We start from the raw sequence: 19,093 nt of genomic DNA on the forward strand, positions 1-19,093 counted from the left end.
CGCAACGAGCCTAGTGCCGCCCGGCCCGCGCCGGGGCGGCTCCGCGTCGCCGACGAGTCGGCTGCGGCCACGTCCATTACCGGATCATGACAATTCGGGGATCACGCGCGGATATCCGGCTGGCAGCTTTCGGTGGGTGATCCAACAGACCATCGAGTCCCGGCCCACCGAGCGGGAGCCCGACGCGACGCGTGTCCGGTTCCGCCACCGCCAGCGGACCGGACCCACCCCTGCCACCGTGTCCGCGCCCGCCGCCGGATCACCGCGGGCGCAGTGGGCCGATGCCGCGAAGGGCGTCTGCATCGTCCTCGTCGTGCTGTGGCACGTGGTGGTGAAGGACTACCTCCAGATCGACTGGCACATCGGCGTACCGGTGCCGGGCTTCTGGGGAACGCTCGGTGAACAGTTCCTCCCGCTGCGGATGCCGCTGTTCTTCACCATCTCGGGCGTCTTCGCGGCGAACGCCGCCCAGCGGCCCTGGCGGCTGGTCGCCCGCGGCCGGATCGCCGGGTTCCTCTACCTGTACGCCGTCTGGCTGCTGATCCACACGGCGGTGCTCGCCGCCGCGCCGCAACTGCCGACCGACCGGGCCACCTCGGCGCTCGGTCTGCTGGAGCAGCTCACCATCACGCCGTCCAACCTCTGGTACCTGTACGCCCTGGCGGTGTACTTCACGATCGCCAAGGCGACCCGACGGCTGCCCCGGACGCTGGTCCTGCTCCCCGCCGCCGCGCTGTCCGCCGTCGCCGCCGCCGGCCTGCTCGACACCCCGGGCAACCGTGCGGGTCTCTACCAGAACCTGGTCTTCTTCCTCGCCGGCCTGTCCCTGCGACAGCAGATCGAACGGTGGGCGGCCACTGCCAACCGCCGCCGGCTGGTGCTGACCTCGGGGGCCTACCTCCTGGCGCTCGCCGCGATGGCGGTGACCGGCGCGCAGCAGTGGTTCGGTGTGTGGCCGGCGGTCTCCGTGCTGGCAGTGATCTTCGGCATAACCGCCGCCGCCCGGCTGACCTCCTGGTCGGTGCTCAGCGATCCACTGGCTAGGCTCGGCCGCATCACCCTGCCGATCTACGTCGTCCACATGCCGGTCCTGGCCCTGCTGCACCGGCTGTTGCTCGTACCGGTTTCCGGGTTGGGTGGGTCTGCTCAGGGCCTGATCGTGTTCGGTTATCCGATTCTGCTGACCGGGCTGGTGATCGGCCTGAGCCTGGCCGTGCACCGCGCGCTGCTCGCGGTCCGCGCGGGCTGGCTGTTCGCGCTCCCCGGCCGGCGGCGGGTGGAGGCGGCCCGATGAGCATGCTCGCCGAAGCCCTGGTCGACCTGGAGGCGATCTCCACCAACGTGCGGACGATCGCGTCGGTCACCGGCACCGGGTTGATGGCCGTGGTGAAGGCCAACGGGTTCGGCCACGGCGCGGTGCAGGTGGCCCGGGCCGCGCTCCGGGCCGGCGCCGCCTGGTTGGGGGTGACCTCGACGGCCGAGGCGCTGAGCCTGCGCGAGGCGGGTGTGACAGCGCCCACGTTGAGCTGGCTGCACCGCCCGGACGACGACTTCGGTATGTTGATCAAGGGTGGCGTCGACATCGGCGTGTCCACGACGACGCACCTGCACGCCGTCGCCGACGCGGCCCGTCTGCTCGGCGCGCCGGCAATGGTGCAGCTCAAGGCGGACACCGGGTTGTCCCGCAACGGGGCCGCCGGGGACGACTGGCCCGAGATGGTCGGTTGGGCCCGCAAGTACGAACGGGAGGGCGGTATCCGGGTGCGCGGGGTGTGGTCCCACCTCGCCGACGCCGACCTGCCGGGCGCCCCCGCGCTCACCCGACAGGTGGCGATCTTCGAGGAGGCGCTGCGGATCGCACGGTCGGCGGGTCTGGACCCCGATCTCGTCCACCTGGCCAACTCGGCGGCCGCGTTCTGCGCACCAGAGACCCGCTTCGACCTCTGCCGGATCGGGATCGCCCTGTACGGCGTGGACCCGTTCGGCGCGAGTGGTCCCGGCGAGTACGGGCTGCGCGCCGCGATGACACTGCGGACGAGCGTGGTCAACGTCAAGCGGGTGCCGGCCGGTACGGGTGTCTCCTACGGGTTCGAACACGTGACCAGCGCACCGACCACGCTGGCGCTGCTGCCGCTCGGCTACGCCGACGGGCTGCCCCGGGTCGCGGGTGGGCGCGCCTCGGTGTGGCTCGGCGGTCGGCGGTGCCCGATCGTCGGACGCATCGCCATGGACCAGTGCGTGGTCGACGCCGGGGATCTTCCCGTGACGATCGGCGACCCGGTGGTGGTGTTCGGCCCCGCCGAGGGTGACCACCACCCTCCGACCGTCGTCGAGTGGGCCCGTTGGGCCGACACCAACCCACACGAGATCTTGACCGGCATCGGGGCTCGGGTGGCCCGCGACCACCTCGACGGAAGGGCACGGAAATCATGACAACGCGACTGGCGGTCCTCTACGGCGGGCAGAGCGGCGAGCACGAGGTGTCCTGCCGCTCGGCGGCGAGCATCCTCGCCCACCTGGACCGTGAGCGGTACCAGGTCACCGAGGTCCTCATCGACCGCGACGGCGGGTGGCACGTCGGCGGTCGACCGACGCCACTTCCCGCGGCGTTGCGTGTGCTGCGCGCCCAGGACGTGGTGTTCCCCGCCCTGCACGGCCCGTACGGCGAGGACGGCACCGTGTCGTCGCTGCTGGAATGGCTCGGCGTGCCCTACGTCGGCAACGGTGTGTTCGCCAGCGCCGCCGGCATGGACAAGGGCGTCACCAAGCGGCTCCTCGCGGCGGAGGGCCTGCGGGTCAGCCCGGGGGTGACAGTGCGTCCCGGCGAGGAACTGTCGCCCGATGACCAGCGCCGGCTGCAGCTGCCGGTCTTCGTGAAACCGGCCCGGGCGGGTTCGAGCCTGGGTGTGGTCAAGGTCGACGACTGGGCGGGGGTTCCCGCCGCGCTGGAGCAGGCCCGTCAGGTCGACCCGAAGGTGCTCATCGAGCAGGGCGCGCGCGGACGCGAGATCGACGTGGCCGTCCTCCAGCACCCGGACGGGCGGGTGCAGGCCGGCCCGCCGCTGGAGATCAGGGTGAGCGGCGCGGGTTTCTTCGACTACGACGCGAAGTACGACGGCGGGGCGACCTTCCAGATTCCCGCCCCGCTCGACGCGGCGACCACCGAGGTGCTCCAGGACCGTGCGATCCGCGCCTTCCAGGCCCTCGACTGCCGCGGGCTGCTGCGGGTCGACTTCTTCCTGCCCGCCGAGGGGTCGCCCGAGCCCATCGTGAACGAGGTCAACACCTTCCCCGGCTTCACCGCCGCGTCACAGTTCCCGCAGATCTGGCAGCAGGCCGGTATCGGGTTCGCCACCCTGATCGACATCCTGATCTCCGGCGCGCTGGCCGATCAGGACCACCGCCACCACAGCGGCCTGCCCCGGCAGGCCCGAGCTGTCGACCTGGTGTGAGGCGGTGGGGCCCGGTCACCTGGCGGGACACCGGCGGGCTGGCTGGGCACCGTCGGACCCGACGATCGTGACCGGGCCCGAGCTTGCCACCACGCCGGCCTGGGCGGCGGCGTCGGACACCGTACAGATGATCTGGTCGGTCGCCGTCGGCGACAACGCCTGCGCCGTCCCGGTGACGCGCACCGTGAGACCACCGAACCGACCGGCCGTGGGCGTCACCTCGACGACCGGGTTCAACCCGGTCGGCACGTCGCTGGTCAGACCCTGGTCGCGTTCGTTCGGCTGCGGGCCGGCGGCGAGCAGGGCAAGTGCCTTGGTCGGTGAGGAATCCCCCCGGGCCGGGCGCAGGACCAGCACCAGTTCGCCCTGCGCGACCAGGTAGAGCCCGACTCCCTGCGCGGGGCCGCTGACCGCGGGACGACCGGTGATGACGAGGCTGGGCCGTACCCCGCACCCCGCCAGCAGCGGACCGAGCAGCAGTGCGCCGGCGAGCAGCGCCCGCCCGGTGCGCCGGCCGGTCACCGGGCACCCCCGGTGTCCGTCGTCTCGCGGGGCAGCCGGAGCGTGAAGACCGCGCCGCCACCCGGGGCGTTGCCGGCGACGAGAGCCCCCCGGCGCTCGCCGTGGCGGTGCAGCCGCGCGTTCTCCCAGGAGATGGCGAGGCCGAGGCCGCTGCCCTCGGAGCGGGTCCGCGCCGTGTCGGCCTTGTAGAAGCGGTCGAACACGTGCGGTAACACCTCCGGGTCCAGCCCCGGCCCCTGGTCGGCCACCTCGATGGTGACCCAGTCCGGATCGGCGCTCACGCGTACGGTCACCGGCTCGGCACCGTGCCGAAAGGCGTTGCCGACCAGGTTGGCGACGATGACGTCCAGCCGGCGGGGATCGAGCCGGGCCACCACAGCGGGAGGCAGGTCGGCGCGTACCCGGTCGGTCCAGCCGCGGATCCGCAGGGTCGCGGTCACCGCCGCGCCCACGTCCACGTCGTCGAGGGCGAGCCGGGCCGTGCCAGAGTCGAACCTGCTGATCTCGATGAGGTCGTTGACCAGGTGGGTGAGGTTCTGCGTCTCCTGGCTGACCAGCCGAGCGGCCCGGCCCGCGTCCCCGGGCAGGTGCTCGGCCTCCTCGTCGAGCACGTCGGTGACCGCCGTCATCGCGGCCAGCGGGGTGCGGAGCTCGTGCGAGACGTCGGCGACGAAGCGGCGGGCGTCGGACTCCATCCGCCGCAGCTCACCGACCTGCCGCTCGAGCGTGCCGGCGGTGTCGTTGAAGGTCCGCGCCACGTCGGCCAGCTCGTCCACGCCCCGGACCGTCAGCCGGGTGCTCAGGTCGCCCTCGCCGAGGCGGCGGGCCGCTCGGCCCAGGTCGCGGACGGGTCGCAGGACCCCCCGGGCGGACAGCAGGGCCAGCAGGACGGCGAGGAGCAGGGACAACCCTCCGGTCCACCACGCCCTGGTGGCGAGCTGGTCGATGCTCTGCTGCTCGGGCACGAGATCGCGCACCGAGTAGACCTCCAACCCGGACGGGTGGGCCGTGCCGTCGGGGCGCTCGAGCCGCAGTTGGGTGCCGATGAGCAGCCAGGGCCGCCCGTGCTGCGAGACACGCTGCCAGGCGATCTGACCGTCGCCGACCTCCGCCCGCAGCTCGGGGCTGAGCGGGGCGGGTGTCTGCGAGCCCTGTGCCCGCATGTCCCGGTAGATGACCACCGCGAAGCCCTCGCGGTCGGAGAGCCGCTGGGCCAACAGGTCCAGGTCGTTCTGGGTCGGCGGAAGCTGGGCGATCGGGTAGACCTTGGTGAGCTGGTCGGTCAGCGACATCACCGCGGCGTCCTGCGCCTGCTGGAGGATGACGGTCCGGGCCTGGAAGTAGCTGCCGCTGGCCACGACGGCCGTGGTGGTGACCCCGAGCAGCGCGAACGCCAGCAGCAGCCGGACCCGCAGGCTCGATGCCTGGGCGGCGACCGAGCGCCAGAAGGTCACAGCGGCCCGAACCGGTATCCGAAACCACGCACGGTCTGGATGAAGACCGGCGCCGACGAATCGGCCTCGATCTTGGCGCGGACCCGCTGGACGCACGCGTCCACCAGTCGCGAGTCACCGAGATACCCGTGCTCCCACACGGCCTCCAGCAGTTGCTGCCGGCTGAGCACCTGACCGGGCGTGTGCGAGAGTTCGAGCAGCAGCCGCAGCTCCGTGGGGGCGAGGCTGACCGGCGTCCCGTCCTTGCTGACCACCAGCGCCGCCCGGTCGATGGTCAACGCGCCGTGCTGTTCCAGGCCGGCCCGCTCGCCGCCGCGCCGCGAGTCGCCACCGGTGCGTCGCAGCACCGCGCGGATGCGCGCCTCCAGGACCCGGGCCTGCACCGGCTTGACCACGTAGTCGTCGGCGCCGGCCTCCAGGCCGGCGACCACGTCCATGTCGTCGTTGCGGGCCGTGAGCATGATGATCGGCAGGTCACCGAGCTGCCGTATCCGGCGGCAGACCTCGAACCCGTCCATCCCGGGCAGCATGAGATCGAGCACCACGACGTCGGACGGGGCCGCGCGCAGCCGCTCCAGCCCCTGCTCACCGGTGCCCACGGCGTGCACCGTGTGGCCCTGCCGGGTGAGCGCCAACTGCAGTCCGTCGCGCACCGTCTGGTGGTCTTCGATCAACAGCACCTGGGACATGTCGTCAAGTATCCCATCATGAGATCTTTCGGGCTTCGGTCGACGGCTGCGGCTGCGCGGGGCTCCGCACCGCCCTCGGCACCGCGAAATCCGTCGAACGCACCAGGAACACCACAGCGCCCACCAGGAACATCGTCGAAACGGCCGCGGCCACGATCGCAACCAGCGGCCCGCGCTGCACCGACGCGGCCAGACCGGGCACGACCACCACCAGCGCCCAGACCAGCACGACCAGCCCGACCGCCGCCTCGGCCAGCCCGCGCCAGAGGCCGCCGCCGGCCGAACCGCCGGCCGCGTCGTGGTCGGTGGGCCGGGCCGCCAACGCGGCCGCGGCCAGGAGAAACAGTGTCACCCCCAGCAGTACGCCACCGAGCACGTCGCTGAACCGGTGCCAGCCCGCGATCATCGTGGCGGCGGCGATCACCGAGACTCCCGCCGCACCCGGCACCGCCAGCCAGCGCCGGGCCCACCCGGGCAGGACCAGCAGAAACGCCAGCAGCAGGGCGGTCGCCGCCGCCACGTGACCGCTGGGAAAGCTGTTGTGGGTGGTGGAACTCTCGATCTGCAGGTCCGGGCGGGGCAGTTGTGTCTTCACCGCGCCGGCCACCAGCACCGCGCAGACGACCATGCCCACGCCGACGACGCCCGCCACCAGCCGGCGGCGCAGCACACCCACCAGCAGTACCACGCCGAGCAGGGCCGCGATGAGCGTCGGGTTGCCAAAGGTGGCCAGCGCGGTCTTGGCCGGGCCCACGAGCGCTGTCCGCTGCTCGTACCCGCCGCCGGATTCGGCGGGCGGCAGGAGCACCCCGTCCAGCCACTGCCCGGGATAGGTCCGCACGAAGACAGCGGCGGTGAGGGTCAGCGCGAGCAGACCACACAGCGCCGCGGCGAGCAGTCGGAGCCCCAACGGCACCGCCGCGCGGGCGTGGGGCAGCGGGCGCGCCGGACCGGGTGTCGGGCGCCCGACGGAGTACAGCGATCCGGTGGACATGGCGACCATGCTCGCCCCCGCAGGTCCGTACACCGTCCTCGGATTGTCTTGGTTCTGTCACAACCACCCCCGCCGCTTCCGGAGAAGCGCATGGTCGGCGGTGGGGTCGGGTGGCCTGGCCGGCGCAACGGGATTCACATGCTTACATGCAACTATGTTTTACCCAGCCGAGATCAGCCACCACTAGGGTCAGGACGCCGATCGATGTCTCGGTCGGCGGTACGACAATCCATCCGGAGTGATGTGGGGAACCGGAAGGTGTTGGCACATGCAGGAAATTCCAGTCGCCAGCCTGGTCATCGGCATCGCATCCTCGCCGGCCGAGCGGCGACATCTGGCCCGGCTGCTCGGCGGCAGCGACGCCTTTCTGATCGTCTCGACAGTCGACCAGGCGCGAGAGTTTCTCGGGGTGGTCGAGGCGCCCGCCGCACCGGCCCCGCCGACCACCTCGGCGCGCGCCGAGGTGGCGCCGAGCCCGCAACCCCCGCCACCGGACCTGGCGGTCGACTCCGACCGTCGGGTGCTGCGGTGGCGTGACCAGGAGATCGACCTGACCCGGTTGGAGCACGACGTGCTGCTCTGCCTGGTGCACGCCCCCGGGCAGGTGTGGACCTACGAGCGGCTGCACCTGGAGGTCTGGGGCAACCGGCACCTCGGCCGGGGCTCGGACATGCACTCGGTGGTCCGCCGGGTGCGCGCCAAACTCGCCAGGCTCAACGCCGCGGCGACGATCCACTCGGTACGCGGCGTCGGATTCCGGCTCGCGCCCGTCTGATCACCCCGGGCGCGGTCCGGCCCGCCTGGTCGAGGACCAGGCGGGCCGGACGTCACGCGACTAGTGCTCGGCCGTCAGCACCTGATGGGCGCCAACCCGAAGTTCTCCACCGTGGGGGTCGCGGTGTCGATCCGGGTCTGGCGGGTCTGCGGCTTCCAGCCGTCCTTGGCCACGATCATCGTGAGCGGGTTGTTGCGGCGGTCCACCCAGTAGGCGTACTTGCCCTCGGCATCGGTGGCGAAGGTGTACGACGCCGCCCACGAGTCGACCTGCACGACCGCACCGGCGAGCGGCGAGGTCGCACCCTGGCAGCTGGTGCCGGTGACCGTACCCATGAGCTTGCCCCAGGTCTTCGGGGGGTTCGCGGTCATGGTCACCGCGACCGGCGCGACCGAGTACGGGGTGTTCTCGGAGATCGCTACCGCGCCGGAGTAGGTGCCCGGCTGGTCCACGTTCGCCGTCAGACCGACGGTGACAGTGACCTTCGCACCCGGTGCGAGGGTGACCTCCGACTTGTCGACGGTCATCCAGCTGACGTCGGCGGCCGACTCGGAGCATCCCTCGAAGCCCGGGAGCACCTCACTCTCGGGAGCCGCGTCGAAGCTGCCGGACGAGCCGCCGATCTTGTAGAAGCCGCACGCCGCGCCGCCGCGGTACCGCGCGGTGTTGGCGTTGGGCAGGTTGGACCACGAACCGGCGGCCGGGTCGTAGGCGAAGCCGGCGTTGCTGATGGCCCCGCCCTGCGAACCACCGACGACGAGCAGCTTGCCGCTGGCGACGGCGTACGCGCTGGCCCAGTTGTCGGTCGGCGCGTCGGCGATGGCGGTCCACGTGTTGGCACCCGGGTCGAAGGCGTAGCTGGACTTCTGCGCGGCGGAACCGTCGTTGCCGCCGGTGCAGTAGAGGACGCCGTCGATCCCGCCGCAGGAGGCGAAGGCCACCGACTTCGGGTAGTTGGCCATCGTCTCCCAGGTGTCACTGGTCGGGTCGTACCGGACCACGCTGTTCGACATCGGCGTGCAGGACGCGGTCGTGCAGCCACCGACCGCGTACAGCTTGCCGTCGACGACACCCTGACCGGCCGCGGCCCGGGGCGCCGGGTTGTCGGCCAGCTCGGTCCAGGTGTTGGCCCCGGGGTCGTACGACCAGGTGGCGGAGTCCGGGCCGGCGTCGCCCCAGCCACCACTGACGATGATCTTGCCGTTCACCACGCCGGCGGTCACGGCGTTGCGGGCGCCCGGAAGGTCGGCGATCGCCGTCCAGGTCTGCGCGGCCGGGTCGTAGGCGTAGTTCTTGGTGGTGGACGCCTCACCGTTGCCGCCACCGAGCGAGTACACCTTGCCGTCCAGGTTCACCACCCGGTTGTCCATGATCGTGGCCGGGTAGTTGGCGATGTCGGTCCACGGCGCCGCGTTCGGGCCGACCGCAGCGGCAGCGGCCTTGGCCTCCTTGCCGGACGCCTTGGCGGCGAACGACGTCGGCACGGTGAGCCGCTGCTCCGGCGCGCCGCCGGACCCGAGCACCTGCTGCCGGGTGACAGTGGAGCCGTCCGCCCGCAGGAGTTCGAACCCGTTGTCCCGCTCACCGAACTTCACCTCGACCGGCGCGCCGCCGGTGTTGGTCACCGTGAACGTCTTGCTGGTCTTGCCGTTGGGCATCTGGAGGGTGGCGCTGAGCTGCGTCGGCGTCACCGACAGCCGGCCGGCCGCGAGCTGGAAGTTCGCGGTGGTCGCCCAGTCGGCCTCGACGTCGACAGTCTTGGTCTGGCTGACGTAGTTGCCGGCGGACGCGGTGAACGGGTGCTCGCCGGTCAGCGACGAGTAGATCCAGTAGAAGCCGTCGGCCAGCTCCGGGTCGTCCGCGGTCGCCACCGTGACGGCCTTCTCGGCGGGCCGGTCCTTGCTGGTGACGGTCGCGCCGTTGACGTAGCTGCCGTCGTTCTTGTCACGGACGTTGCCGACGACCAGACCACCGTCGACCGGCACGCAGGTCACCTGGCTGCCGATCAGGACGTTGTCGACCTCCCACCACCACTCGTACGAGGCGTCGTAGTAGTGGAACCGGACCTGCACCCGCGCCTGACCGGCGGCCTGCGGGATCGGGATCTCGGTCAGCTTCGGTCCCCGGACGTCCGTCTCCTGCCGGAGCACGTTGGTCCAGGTGGCACCGCCGTCGATGCTCAGGTCGACGTCGGCGGTGTCGTCGTTGAGCTGGTTGAAGTCCTGGTTGAACCGGATCACCGGGGCGGTGACGGCGGTCAGGTCGACCACCGGGCTGACCAGGGAGGTGTCCTGGCTGGTGCCCGCACCGTAGTCGTCGCTGTCGATCATCGCGAAGTTGCCGCTGCCGCCGGTCAGGTTGCCCCGGTTGCCGTCGTCGGTGAACTTCCAGACCTGACCGCTGCCCGCGTTGTCCACGACGGTCCAGCCGGCCGGCGTGGTGGTGGCGTCGAAGGTCTCGTACTCACCGTCGGAGCCGAACGTGTACCCGGCGGCGGTGGTGCAGTCGGTGGTGTCCACCGGCACGGCGACGTTGGCGGTGACGTTGCTCGAGCCGACCACTACCTGCTTGGTGACGGTCTGGTAGCCGGGGTACTGCGACTCGTACGTCAGGGTGTACGTCTGCCCGGCCGGCAGCTTGATGCTGTAGCGGCCGTTCGACGGGGTGGTGTAGTCGTAGACGCCGGACACGCCGGTCACTGTCACCTTCGCGTACAACGGCCAGCCGTGGCCGGAGCCGTCGGTGACCGCTCCGGTGACGTTGACACTCGGCACCGCGGTGAGGGCGACGTTGAGCGTCGTGGTCGTGCCCTTGGCGATGGTTGCCGTCGTGGTGGTGCCGCCGTACCCGAACGCCGCGACGGCGACCTGGTAGTCACCGGTGGGCAGCTGGGTCGAGAACTTGCCGTCGGCACCGGTGGTGAGCTCACGCTCGGACGGGCCGGTGAGCGTCAGCGTCGCGCCGGCGATCGGGGCGCCGGAGGTCGCGTCGGTGACGGTGCCGGCCAGCGTGCCGATGTCGCCGGTCGGGGCGGCGTTGAGCAGCGCGAGGGCGTCCAGTCGGCCTTCGCCGTAGACGTTGTTGTCGGCGGCGGTGCCACCGCACTGGTCGTCGGCCTTGTCGATCGCGGCGCCGTTGAGCAGTGCGCGGGTCGCGTTGACGTCACCGACCAGCGACGGCGCCGCCGAGTACAGCAGCGCGATCGCGCCCGCGAGGTGCGGCGCGGCCATCGAGGTGCCGCTGATGCTGCCGTAGGCGCTGCCCGGGATGCTCGACCGGACATTCACGCCCGGCGCGGAGATGTTGGGCTTGATCTCGCCGTTCTGCCCGGCGCCGCGGGAGGAGAAGCCGGCGACGTTGTTGTTGATGTCGTACGCGCCGGTGGAGTAGTTGCTGGCGAGGCTGCCCGGCGAGCCACTGGTCTGGCAGGCCGGTCCGCTGTTGCCGTTGGACCAGACGCCGAAGATGCCGGACGCGGCCCAGGCGTTCGTCACGTCCTCCATGAACGGCTCGTTGGACGGGTCCCGGGTGCCCCACGAGTTGTTGATGATGTTCGGTCGCTTGCTCGCGTCCGCGTTCTGACCGTTGAGGTCCAGCGGCTCCAGCATCCACTGACCGGATTCGATCAGGGCGGCGTCACTGGGGCAGCACCCGTTCGCCGCGATCCACCTGACCCCGGGGGCGACACCGATCTGGTTCGCGCCGTCGGAGCCGGCCATGGTGCCCATCGTGTGCGTACCGTGACCGTCGCCGTCGCAGGGAGCTGTCGCGCAGGCCCCGGTGGCGTTGGCGGCGTTGAACCAGTTGTAGTTGTGGTCGAAGGTCCCGTCACCGTTGTTGCCCCGGTAGGAGTTCACCAGCGCCGGGTGATCGAACTGCACCCCGGTGTCGATGTTCGCGATGGTGATGCCCTCGCCCTTGACGCCGTACTGGGACCAGACGTCGTCGGCGTTGATGTTGGCGATGCCCCACTCCAGGGCGTTCACCGTCTTCTCGTCGGCGCCCTTCGTCGTCTCCGGCACCTTGTACGCGACCGGGGCGTAGAGGCCCTCGACCTCCGAGTGGCCGGCGAACTTCTGCGCCATCGCCAGCGAGCCGCTGTTCACCTTGATGGCGTTGGTGGCCCAGAAGGTCTGGTACTTCGTGCCCGAGCTGTCGAGGTCGGCCCGGATCTTGCCCTGGCTCGCCGCGGCGGTCTTGCGCAGCGCGTCCGCCACCGCCGTGCCGCGCTTCGACCAGTCCTTGATGGCGCTGGCCTTGCTCAGGTCCGCCCGGTCCTTGAACCGGATCCAGAAGTCCCCTTCACTCTTGGCCTGGAGCTGCTTGGCGAGTTCGGGTCGGATCTTGTCCCCGGTCGAGGTGCCCGCCCCCATCGCACCGCCCGGCGCGGCCTGCGCGCCCGAACCGATGGTGGCCAGGCATGTCGCGGCGAGGATCGTCGCCGCACCGGCGCTCACCAGCGATCTGGCTGCGCGCCGCCATTGTGGACGTCTGAACATAGGTGCTGCCTCCCTCAGAACGACCCAGGGTGTAGTGGGCCATGGTGGACCTCCCCATGCACCGCGCGGGTCACGCCGGTTGCCCGAGTGGACACTATGATCGAGAAGAACGGACGATCAAGAACTTGCCGTGAGCAACTTGTCGCTAAGAGTCGCAGTGGCCGGCGGCGCGCTTGCCAATCATTGTCAGAACCGTGACGAGAGCTGGGCAGGGATGCCCATCGATCCCGGGTGGTGCGGTGGCCAAGGACGAGGCAACGGTGAACAGGGGTGATGCGGCCGACGAGCCGTTCCCGCTGCTGATCGCGGTCACCCCGTCGCCGGCCGAGCGCATCCGGCTCGCGGAGCTTCTCGACGGCATCGCGCCGCTGCTGCTGGTCGCCGACCTCGACGAGCTGCGCCGGCTGATCGCCGCTCCGCAGCAGGTCGCCGCCGCGTCCGAACCGGCGCCGGTCGCCACCCTGGTGATCGACTCCGCCCGCTCCAGCGCCCGCTGCGGAGATCGGGAGATCGACCTCACCCGGCTGGAACACGACCTGCTGACCTGCCTGATCACCGAGCCGGCCCGGGTGTGGAGCTACGCCGAGCTGCACCGGTCGGTCTGGGGTGACGAGGGGCGCGAACGCAAGGCGGACGTGCAGTCGCTGGTGAAGCGACTGCGCCGCAAGCTGACCGACCTGGGCACCGGGGCCACCATCGACGTGGTGCGCGGGGTGGGGCTACGGCTGACCGATCACCAGCAGGCCCGGGTCGAACGGGCCTGACAGCGACGTCGCCTGAACCGATCTCGACCGGAAGATCAGCAACAACCCCGGACCCCCACGCTGTCGCCCCGGGTGACGACCGGTCAGATCAGCCCGGCCCGGGCCCACAGCAGACGCCCCGGCCCCGCCACCAGGCCGACACCCGCCAGGTTGGCGTGCACCCGCGCCGCCGACCAGCGCAGGGTGGCTCGCCAGTGCGGGTTGGCGCGGGCGGCGGCACGACCGACCGCCGGTGGAATACCCACCGCCGCGTACACGTCGGGATGGACCAGGCGGTTGGCGATCGTGTAGGCGGCGCGGCCGACCAACAGCCGGGCGTACGCCATGCCCACCGGGCCGGTGGCCGCCACCGCGGCGGCCAACTCCTCGCGGGCGAACCGGACGTGCCGCGCCTCCTCCACGACGTGGATGCGGGAGACCATCCGGATCAACGGTTGGAGCGACTCGTCCGCCATGATCTCGCGCTGGAACGCGTCGAGGATCTCCTCCGCGATGAGGATCGCGGCGTACATCCGGGGGCCGCTGGCGGTGGCCTTGAGGAAGCGCCCGAGGTGGTGGTCCACAGTGCTCGCGCGGTAGACCGGGCAACCCGTCGCCTCGATCAACCGGCCGAACATGATGGAGTGGCGGCACTCGTCGGCGACCTCGGTCAACGCGTACTGGGCCTGGCGGCTGGTCGGGTCGGCGCGGTAGTACTCCCGGATCAGCATCTGCATGAGGATCGTCTCGAACCACAGCCCGGCGCTGGCGGCGCTGGCCACCTCGTGCCTCGTCAGTTCGACGCGCTGCTCCTCGCTGAGCCGCTCCCACAACGGCGTGCCGTAGAGGCTGCTGCGTTGTGGGGGCAGCCAGTAGGCGCCGGGAATGTGCGGGGCGTCCCAGTCGATCTCGACGGTGGGGTCGTAGCTGGTCCGCAGTGTGGACGTGAGCAGTCGCTCGGCGACCGCCGCGCGCTCGGTTTTCGCCGGTGCGGCCTCCATGACTCCTCCATATTGACGTGACGGCCGGTAACTGTTACGAGTAGTAGCATGCAATCGCCGCTCACTGATGTCAATGCATCCGACCCACCTCCGGCCGACGATCCGAAAGCGAAGGGCAACGGCCGCCGGGACCGCTGGGCAGATCATCGTGAGCACCGACGGCAGGAGTTGGTCGGCGCCGCCGTGCAGGCGCTGCTGCGACACGGCCCGGACGTCGACATGGAACAGGTCGCCGCCACCGCGGGCGTCAGCAAACCGGTCCTGTACCGCTACTTCGCCGACAAGTCGCAGCTCTGGGTCGCGGTGAGCGAGGTGGTGGCGGCCCGGGTGGTCGACGCCATCGCGCCGGCGATCGAGCAGGTCCGCGAGGAACGTGACCTGGTCGAGGCGACGATCGACGCGTACCTCGGGGTGATCGAGTCACAGCCCACGCTCTACCGGTTCCTGATGCGACCGTCCGGTCAACCCGGCATCCACCAGGTGGTCGCCGGCACCAGCCGGCAGGTCGCCGCCGGGCTGGCCCGGGTGATCGGTGACCGGCTACGGGCGCTGGGGCTGGACGCGGGCCCGGCGGAGCCGTGGGCGTACGGCCTGGTGGGCTTCGTGCAGGCGGTCGGCGACTGGTGGACCACGCACGGCCAGCCGATCAGCCGGGCCGCCCTCACCGACTACCTGACCACTCTGCTGTGGAGCGGCATCGAGGGGGTACGCGCCAGCGCCGACCTGCCGCCCGAGCTGACCCGCGCCCACGAACGGATCGTGCCGTGACCTACCACGGCCCGGCGGGTGTCGAGGGCATCTCGGTCCGGGTGCACCTCAGCGGGCGGTGGGAGCCGGTCGACGGTCGCTTCCACTGGGGTGGGCGGATCGAACCGGCGCCACTGGTGACCCACCTGCTGCGCCGCGGGCGGCGCGACGTCGAGGTGCGCATCGCCGACCGGGTCCGACCCGCCCGACTGGCCGAGGTCGACCCGTGGGGCGGCGTACGCGTCACCGGCGTGGGCGATCCGCCCTGGCCGCCCGAGCCCGACCCAGCCGCCGCAACCGAGCCCACGGAGGAGTGAATGGAGACAGACGTTGCCATCATCGGCGCCGGCTTCGGTGGCCTGGGCGCCGCCATCCGCCTGCAGCGGGCCGGCTTCACCGACTTTCTCGTCTTCGACCGGGGTGACGACGTCGGCGGCACCTGGCGGGACAACAGCTACCCCGGCTGCGCCTGCGACGTCCCGTCGCACCTCTACTCGTTCTCCTTCGCGCCCAACCCGAACTGGTCCAACACCTTCTCCGGTCAGCCGGAGATCTGGGACTACCTGCGCGGCTGCGTCGACCGCTTCGGGATCCGCCCGAGGTTGCGGCTGCGCCACGAGGTGCACGAGGCGAGGTGGGACGATCAGCGCCAACGGTGGCTGCTGCGCACCTCCGGCGGCGAGCACACCGCCCGGGTCCTGATCTGTGCGGCCGGCCCGCTCAGCGACCCGGCCATCCCCGACCTGCCCGGGATCGACGAGTTCGCCGGCACCGTGTTCCACTCGGCGCGGTGGCGGCACGATCACGACCTCACCGGCCGCCGCGTCGCGGTGATCGGCACCGGCGCCTCCGCCGTCCAGTTCGTGCCCCAGATCCAGCCGACGGTCGAGAAGCTGACGCTCTTCCAGCGCACCCCCGCGTGGATCATGCCGAGGCTGTCGCGCCGGATCAGCGCTGTCGAGCAGGCCGCGTTTCGCACAGTGCCCGGCGCGCAACGCCTCGCCCGGGCACGGCTCTATCTGCTCCGCGAGAGCCTGGGCCTGGGCTTCCTGTACCCGGCGCTCAACCGCTTCGCCTCCCGGCTGTCACTGCGTACGCTGCGCCGGCAGGTCCCCGACCAGCACCTGCGGGACAAGCTCACCCCCCGGTACACGATGGGTTGCAAGCGGGTGCTGATCTCCAACGACTACTGGCCGTCGCTCACCCGGCCCAACGTCGACGTGGTGACCGCCGGCATCGCCCGGCTCGTGCCGGACGGCCTCGTCACCGACGACGGTGTGCACCACGCGGCGGACACGGTCATCTTCGGCACCGGCTTCCACGTCACCGACTCCCCCGTCGTGCGGCGCATCCACGGCCGTGCCGGACGTAGCCTGAGCGAGGCCTGGACCCCGAGCATGCACGCGTACCGGGGCACCACCATCGCCGGCTTCCCCAACCTGTTCTTCCTGCTCGGCCCGAACACCGGGCTCGGGCACACCTCGGTGGTGCTGATGATCGAGGCGCAGTTGCGCCTGGTCCTCGCGGCCCTGCGGCACATGCGGGCCACGGGCATCCAGGCCATCGAGCCCACCGCGCAGGCGCAACAGCGCTGGACCGAGCGGATCGACCAGAAGATGGCCGGCACCGTCTGGCAGACCGGCTGTTCGAGCTGGTATCTCGACGCCACCGGCCGCAACACCACCGTCTGGCCGGGCCTCGCCACCAGCTTCCGGATGCGTCTGCGCCGCTTCCGCCCGGCCGACTACCGGACCGCTTCGGCCGGCAGCACCCCCAACGACTCGGAACGGGAGCATGCCGATGCGCTATGACCTGGCCGGCAAGACCATTCTCATCACCGGCGCGGCGCGCGGCATCGGGGCGCAACTGGCCCGCGAGGCCGTCGCCCGCGGGGCCCGGGTCGCCCTCGTCGGTTTGGAGGGCGAGCTGCTCGAGCGGCTCAGCGCCGACCTCGACGCGCACTGGTACGAGTGCGACGTCACCGACCAGGCGGCGTTGGACGCCGCCGTGGCCTCGACCGTGGACCGCTTCGGTGGCATCGACGTCGTCGTGGCCAACGCGGGCATCGCGAACCTCGGCACCGTCGCCGTGGGACCGGTCGACGCGCTGGTCCGTACCGTCGAGGTGAACCTCTGCGGTGCGATCCGCACGGTCAGCGCGGCGCTGCCCCACGTCACCGCCGCCCGTGGTCACGTCCTGATCGTCTCGTCCGCCGCGGCCTTCACGGCGATGCCCGGCATGGCCGCCTACTGCGCGTCCAAGGCGGGGGTGGAGCAGTTCGCCAACGTGCTGCGCCTGGAGACCCGCGCACAGGGCGTCACCGTCGGCACCGCGCATCCGATCTGGATCGACACCGACCTGGTCCGCGACATCCGTGACGACCTGGCGTCGTTCCGCAGCACGCTGCGCCGGCTGCCACGGCCGCTGTCCACGGTCGTCCCGGTCGAGCAGTGCGTCGAGGCCCTGCTGCGCGGTGTCGAGCGCCGCAGACGCAAGGTGTACGTCCCACGGTCGCTCGCCGTGGTGCAGGCGCTGCGACCAGTGGTGCTGAGCGGCTTGACGGACGCGTTGATCACCAGGTTCGGCGGCCGGACGATGGTCGACCAGATGGAGGACGAGGTGCGCCAGCTCGGGCGGTCCTTCGGCAGGACGTCGGTGGGAGGGCGGCGGTCATGACAGTTCATTTCCGCCGGGCGGGCAGCGGGGAGCCGCTCGTGCTCGTCCACGGCATCGGTCACCGTCATCAGGCGTGGGAGCCGGTGTTCGACCGGCTCACCACCCACCACGACGTGATCGCGCTCGACCTGCCCGGGTTCGGGAACTCGCCGGTGCCCGGCACCGGCATGCCCGCCGACATGGCCGCCACCGTGGCCGGGGTCCTGCCGGTCCTGACCGGGTGGGGGCTGACGCGTCCGCACGTCGCCGGCTACAGCCTCGGTGGGGCGATCGCCCTGGAACTCGCCGCCGCCGGGGCGGTCGCCTCGGCCACCGCCCTTTCCCCCGCCGGCTTCTTCACCCCGGCGGAGCGCCGCCGGGCGCTGGCCATCCTCCGGATGCTCCGGGCCAACTCGTACCTGCCCACCCCGATCATGCGGGTCGCGCTGCGCTCGGCGTACCTGCGGGCGTTGTGCTTCGCGCCGCTGATGGCCCGCCCGACGCTGCTGGACGTCGAGCGCGCGCTGGGCGACGCGCTCGCCCTACGCCGTGGACGCGGCTTCAACGCGGTGGCCAGAGCCGCCCGCGACTACCGCTTCGACTGCCATCGACTGTCCGACCCGGCGGTGCCGGTGACCGTCGGCTGGGGCGACCGCGACCGGATCTTCGGCGTTCACCAGGCCGAGCGCGTCCGGGCGGGCCTGCCGGCGGCACGGGTGGTGACGCTGCCCCGTTGCGGTCACGTGCCGATGAGCGACGACCCGGACCTGGTCGCCGCACTCATCCTGGAGACCACCGGCGCCGTCCCCCGCGGCGACCGGCCGGATCCGTCGGTCGCCGTCTGACGGTCCCGAGTCAGGAAGATCACTTCACACGCTAAAAACTTGCAGTCTGTGCAACTTCGCTCCTAGCCTCGCTCGCGTGACCGACACCGACCACGCCGCCACCGGGCGTCGCGACCGCAAGAAAGCACAGACGCGGGCCGCGCTGACCGCCGCCGCGCTGCGGCTGGTCGCCGAACGCGGCCTGGAGCACGTGACGGTGGAGGAGATCAGCGAGGCCGCGGACGTCTCCTCGCGGACCTTCTTCAACTACTTCACCTGCAAGGACGAGGCCCTCACCGACGATCCGGCGCTCGACGGCAACCCGGTCGTGGCGCGTCTGGCGGCCGCCCCCGCACAGGTGTCGGCGCTGCAGGCCGTGCGGGTCGCCCTCGACGAGTCGGTCGACACGATCCAGGCCGACCGGGAGTTGTGGCGGTTGCGACTGACGGTCATCGCCCAGAACCCGGTGCTGCTGCCCCGGCTGGTGGCCGGCAACAGCGCGACCGAGCAGGCCATGGTCGCGATCGTCGCCACCCGCCTCGGCGTCGGCCTCGACCACGGCCACCCGCCGCTGGTCATCGCTGTCGCCGGTGCCGCCTTCCGCACCGCCATGCTGCGCTGGGCCGCCGACGACGACACCCGGCCGCTGCACGACTTCGTCGATGAGGCGTTCGCCGCGATCGCGGCCGGCCTGCCGGATCCGCCGTCCCCCTCCTGACCCGCCAGTCTCTGCCCCGC

General features: G+C 71.4%; 17 protein-coding genes. 11 read left to right on the forward strand and 6 right to left on the reverse strand.

The window, feature by feature from the left end; genetic code table 11:
• Positions 1-136 precede the first annotated feature (136 nt).
• Genes KBX26_RS00205 through KBX26_RS00215 form a run of 3 tightly spaced genes read left to right on the forward strand, consistent with a single transcriptional unit; the run spans position 137 to position 3,452 of the window.
• Positions 137-1,294 (forward strand): acyltransferase, encoded by a 1,158-nt coding sequence (locus KBX26_RS00205; RefSeq protein ID WP_307857714.1) that lies wholly within the window; start codon positions 137-139, stop codon positions 1,292-1,294.
• Positions 1,291-2,433, forward strand: coding sequence for an alanine racemase (alr, locus tag KBX26_RS00210; RefSeq protein WP_210864359.1), 1,143 nt, complete (start codon positions 1,291-1,293; stop codon positions 2,431-2,433). The genes KBX26_RS00205 and alr overlap by 4 nt, the downstream gene beginning before the upstream one ends.
• Entirely contained in the window at positions 2,430-3,452 is a 1,023-nt protein-coding gene (locus KBX26_RS00215) for a D-alanine--D-alanine ligase family protein (RefSeq protein ID WP_030337011.1), read from the forward strand. The genes alr and KBX26_RS00215 overlap by 4 nt, the downstream gene beginning before the upstream one ends.
• 15 nt (positions 3,453-3,467) lie before the next feature.
• Here KBX26_RS00215 and KBX26_RS00220 read toward each other — a convergent pair whose 3' ends face one another.
• The 4 genes from KBX26_RS00220 to KBX26_RS00235 are packed head-to-tail and all read right to left on the reverse strand — an operon-like array spanning position 3,468 to position 7,111.
• Entirely contained in the window at positions 3,468-3,974 is a 507-nt protein-coding gene (locus KBX26_RS00220) for a hypothetical protein (RefSeq protein WP_245233750.1), read from the reverse strand.
• On the reverse strand, positions 3,971-5,428 hold the full coding sequence (locus KBX26_RS00225) for a sensor histidine kinase (protein WP_210860918.1): 1,458 nt from the start codon (positions 5,426-5,428) through the stop codon (positions 3,971-3,973). Before KBX26_RS00225 ends, KBX26_RS00220 begins: the two co-directional genes overlap by 4 nt.
• The gene (locus KBX26_RS00230; RefSeq protein ID WP_030337016.1) at positions 5,425-6,117 is read right to left on the reverse strand and encodes a response regulator transcription factor; all 693 of its coding nucleotides are present in this window, start codon (positions 6,115-6,117) and stop codon (positions 5,425-5,427) included. Before KBX26_RS00230 ends, KBX26_RS00225 begins: the two co-directional genes overlap by 4 nt.
• Positions 6,118-6,133: 16 nt before the next feature.
• Positions 6,134-7,111, reverse strand: coding sequence for a phosphatase PAP2 family protein (locus KBX26_RS00235; protein ID WP_210864360.1), 978 nt, complete (start codon positions 7,109-7,111; stop codon positions 6,134-6,136).
• 268 nt (positions 7,112-7,379) lie between these two features.
• On the opposite strand from KBX26_RS00235, the gene KBX26_RS00240 reads away from it, so the two are divergent.
• Positions 7,380-7,886, forward strand: coding sequence for a winged helix-turn-helix domain-containing protein (locus KBX26_RS00240; RefSeq protein ID WP_210864361.1), 507 nt, complete (start codon positions 7,380-7,382; stop codon positions 7,884-7,886).
• A gap of 74 nt (positions 7,887-7,960) precedes the next feature.
• Here the strand turns inward: KBX26_RS00240 and KBX26_RS00245 are convergent, their stop codons facing one another.
• Positions 7,961-12,343, reverse strand: coding sequence for a S8 family serine peptidase (locus tag KBX26_RS00245; RefSeq protein WP_307857715.1), 4,383 nt, complete (start codon positions 12,341-12,343; stop codon positions 7,961-7,963).
• A 302-nt stretch (positions 12,344-12,645) separates the two neighbouring features.
• Here KBX26_RS00245 and KBX26_RS00250 point away from each other — a divergent pair, with 302 nt between their 5' ends.
• A complete protein-coding gene (locus KBX26_RS00250) occupies positions 12,646-13,149 on the forward strand; it encodes a winged helix-turn-helix domain-containing protein (RefSeq protein ID WP_245233752.1) in 504 nt (167 codons plus the stop codon).
• Positions 13,150-13,232: 83 nt separating this feature from the next.
• On the opposite strand, the gene KBX26_RS00255 is transcribed toward KBX26_RS00250, so the two are convergent.
• Positions 13,233-14,129: a diiron oxygenase gene (locus KBX26_RS00255; RefSeq protein ID WP_210864363.1), complete on the reverse strand. Its 897-nt coding sequence runs from the start codon at positions 14,127-14,129 to the stop codon at positions 13,233-13,235.
• Positions 14,130-14,177: 48 nt separating this feature from the next.
• Here KBX26_RS00255 and KBX26_RS00260 point away from each other — a divergent pair, with 48 nt between their 5' ends.
• From KBX26_RS00260 to KBX26_RS00285, 6 genes are all read left to right on the forward strand, one after another.
• A complete protein-coding gene (locus KBX26_RS00260) occupies positions 14,178-14,897 on the forward strand; it encodes a TetR family transcriptional regulator (RefSeq protein WP_210864364.1) in 720 nt (239 codons plus the stop codon).
• Positions 14,894-15,193: a DUF4873 domain-containing protein gene (locus KBX26_RS00265; protein ID WP_030337027.1), complete on the forward strand. Its 300-nt coding sequence runs from the start codon at positions 14,894-14,896 to the stop codon at positions 15,191-15,193. Before KBX26_RS00260 ends, KBX26_RS00265 begins: the two co-directional genes overlap by 4 nt.
• On the forward strand, positions 15,194-16,687 hold the full coding sequence (locus KBX26_RS00270; protein WP_210864365.1) for an NAD(P)/FAD-dependent oxidoreductase: 1,494 nt from the start codon (positions 15,194-15,196) through the stop codon (positions 16,685-16,687).
• The gene (locus tag KBX26_RS00275; protein WP_210864366.1) at positions 16,677-17,552 is read left to right on the forward strand and encodes an SDR family oxidoreductase; all 876 of its coding nucleotides are present in this window, start codon (positions 16,677-16,679) and stop codon (positions 17,550-17,552) included. The genes KBX26_RS00270 and KBX26_RS00275 overlap by 11 nt, the downstream gene beginning before the upstream one ends.
• Complete coding sequence (locus KBX26_RS00280) at positions 17,549-18,376, forward strand: alpha/beta fold hydrolase (RefSeq protein WP_210864367.1); 828 nt, start codon at positions 17,549-17,551, stop codon at positions 18,374-18,376. The genes KBX26_RS00275 and KBX26_RS00280 overlap by 4 nt, the downstream gene beginning before the upstream one ends.
• A gap of 76 nt (positions 18,377-18,452) precedes the next feature.
• A complete protein-coding gene (locus KBX26_RS00285) occupies positions 18,453-19,073 on the forward strand; it encodes a TetR family transcriptional regulator (protein ID WP_210864368.1) in 621 nt (206 codons plus the stop codon).
• Positions 19,074-19,093: the final 20 nt, after the last annotated feature.

Origin of the sequence: Micromonospora sp. C97 (assembly GCF_018070385.1) — a bacterium.
Taxonomy (GTDB): Bacteria; Actinomycetota; Actinomycetes; order Mycobacteriales; family Micromonosporaceae; genus Micromonospora; species Micromonospora parva.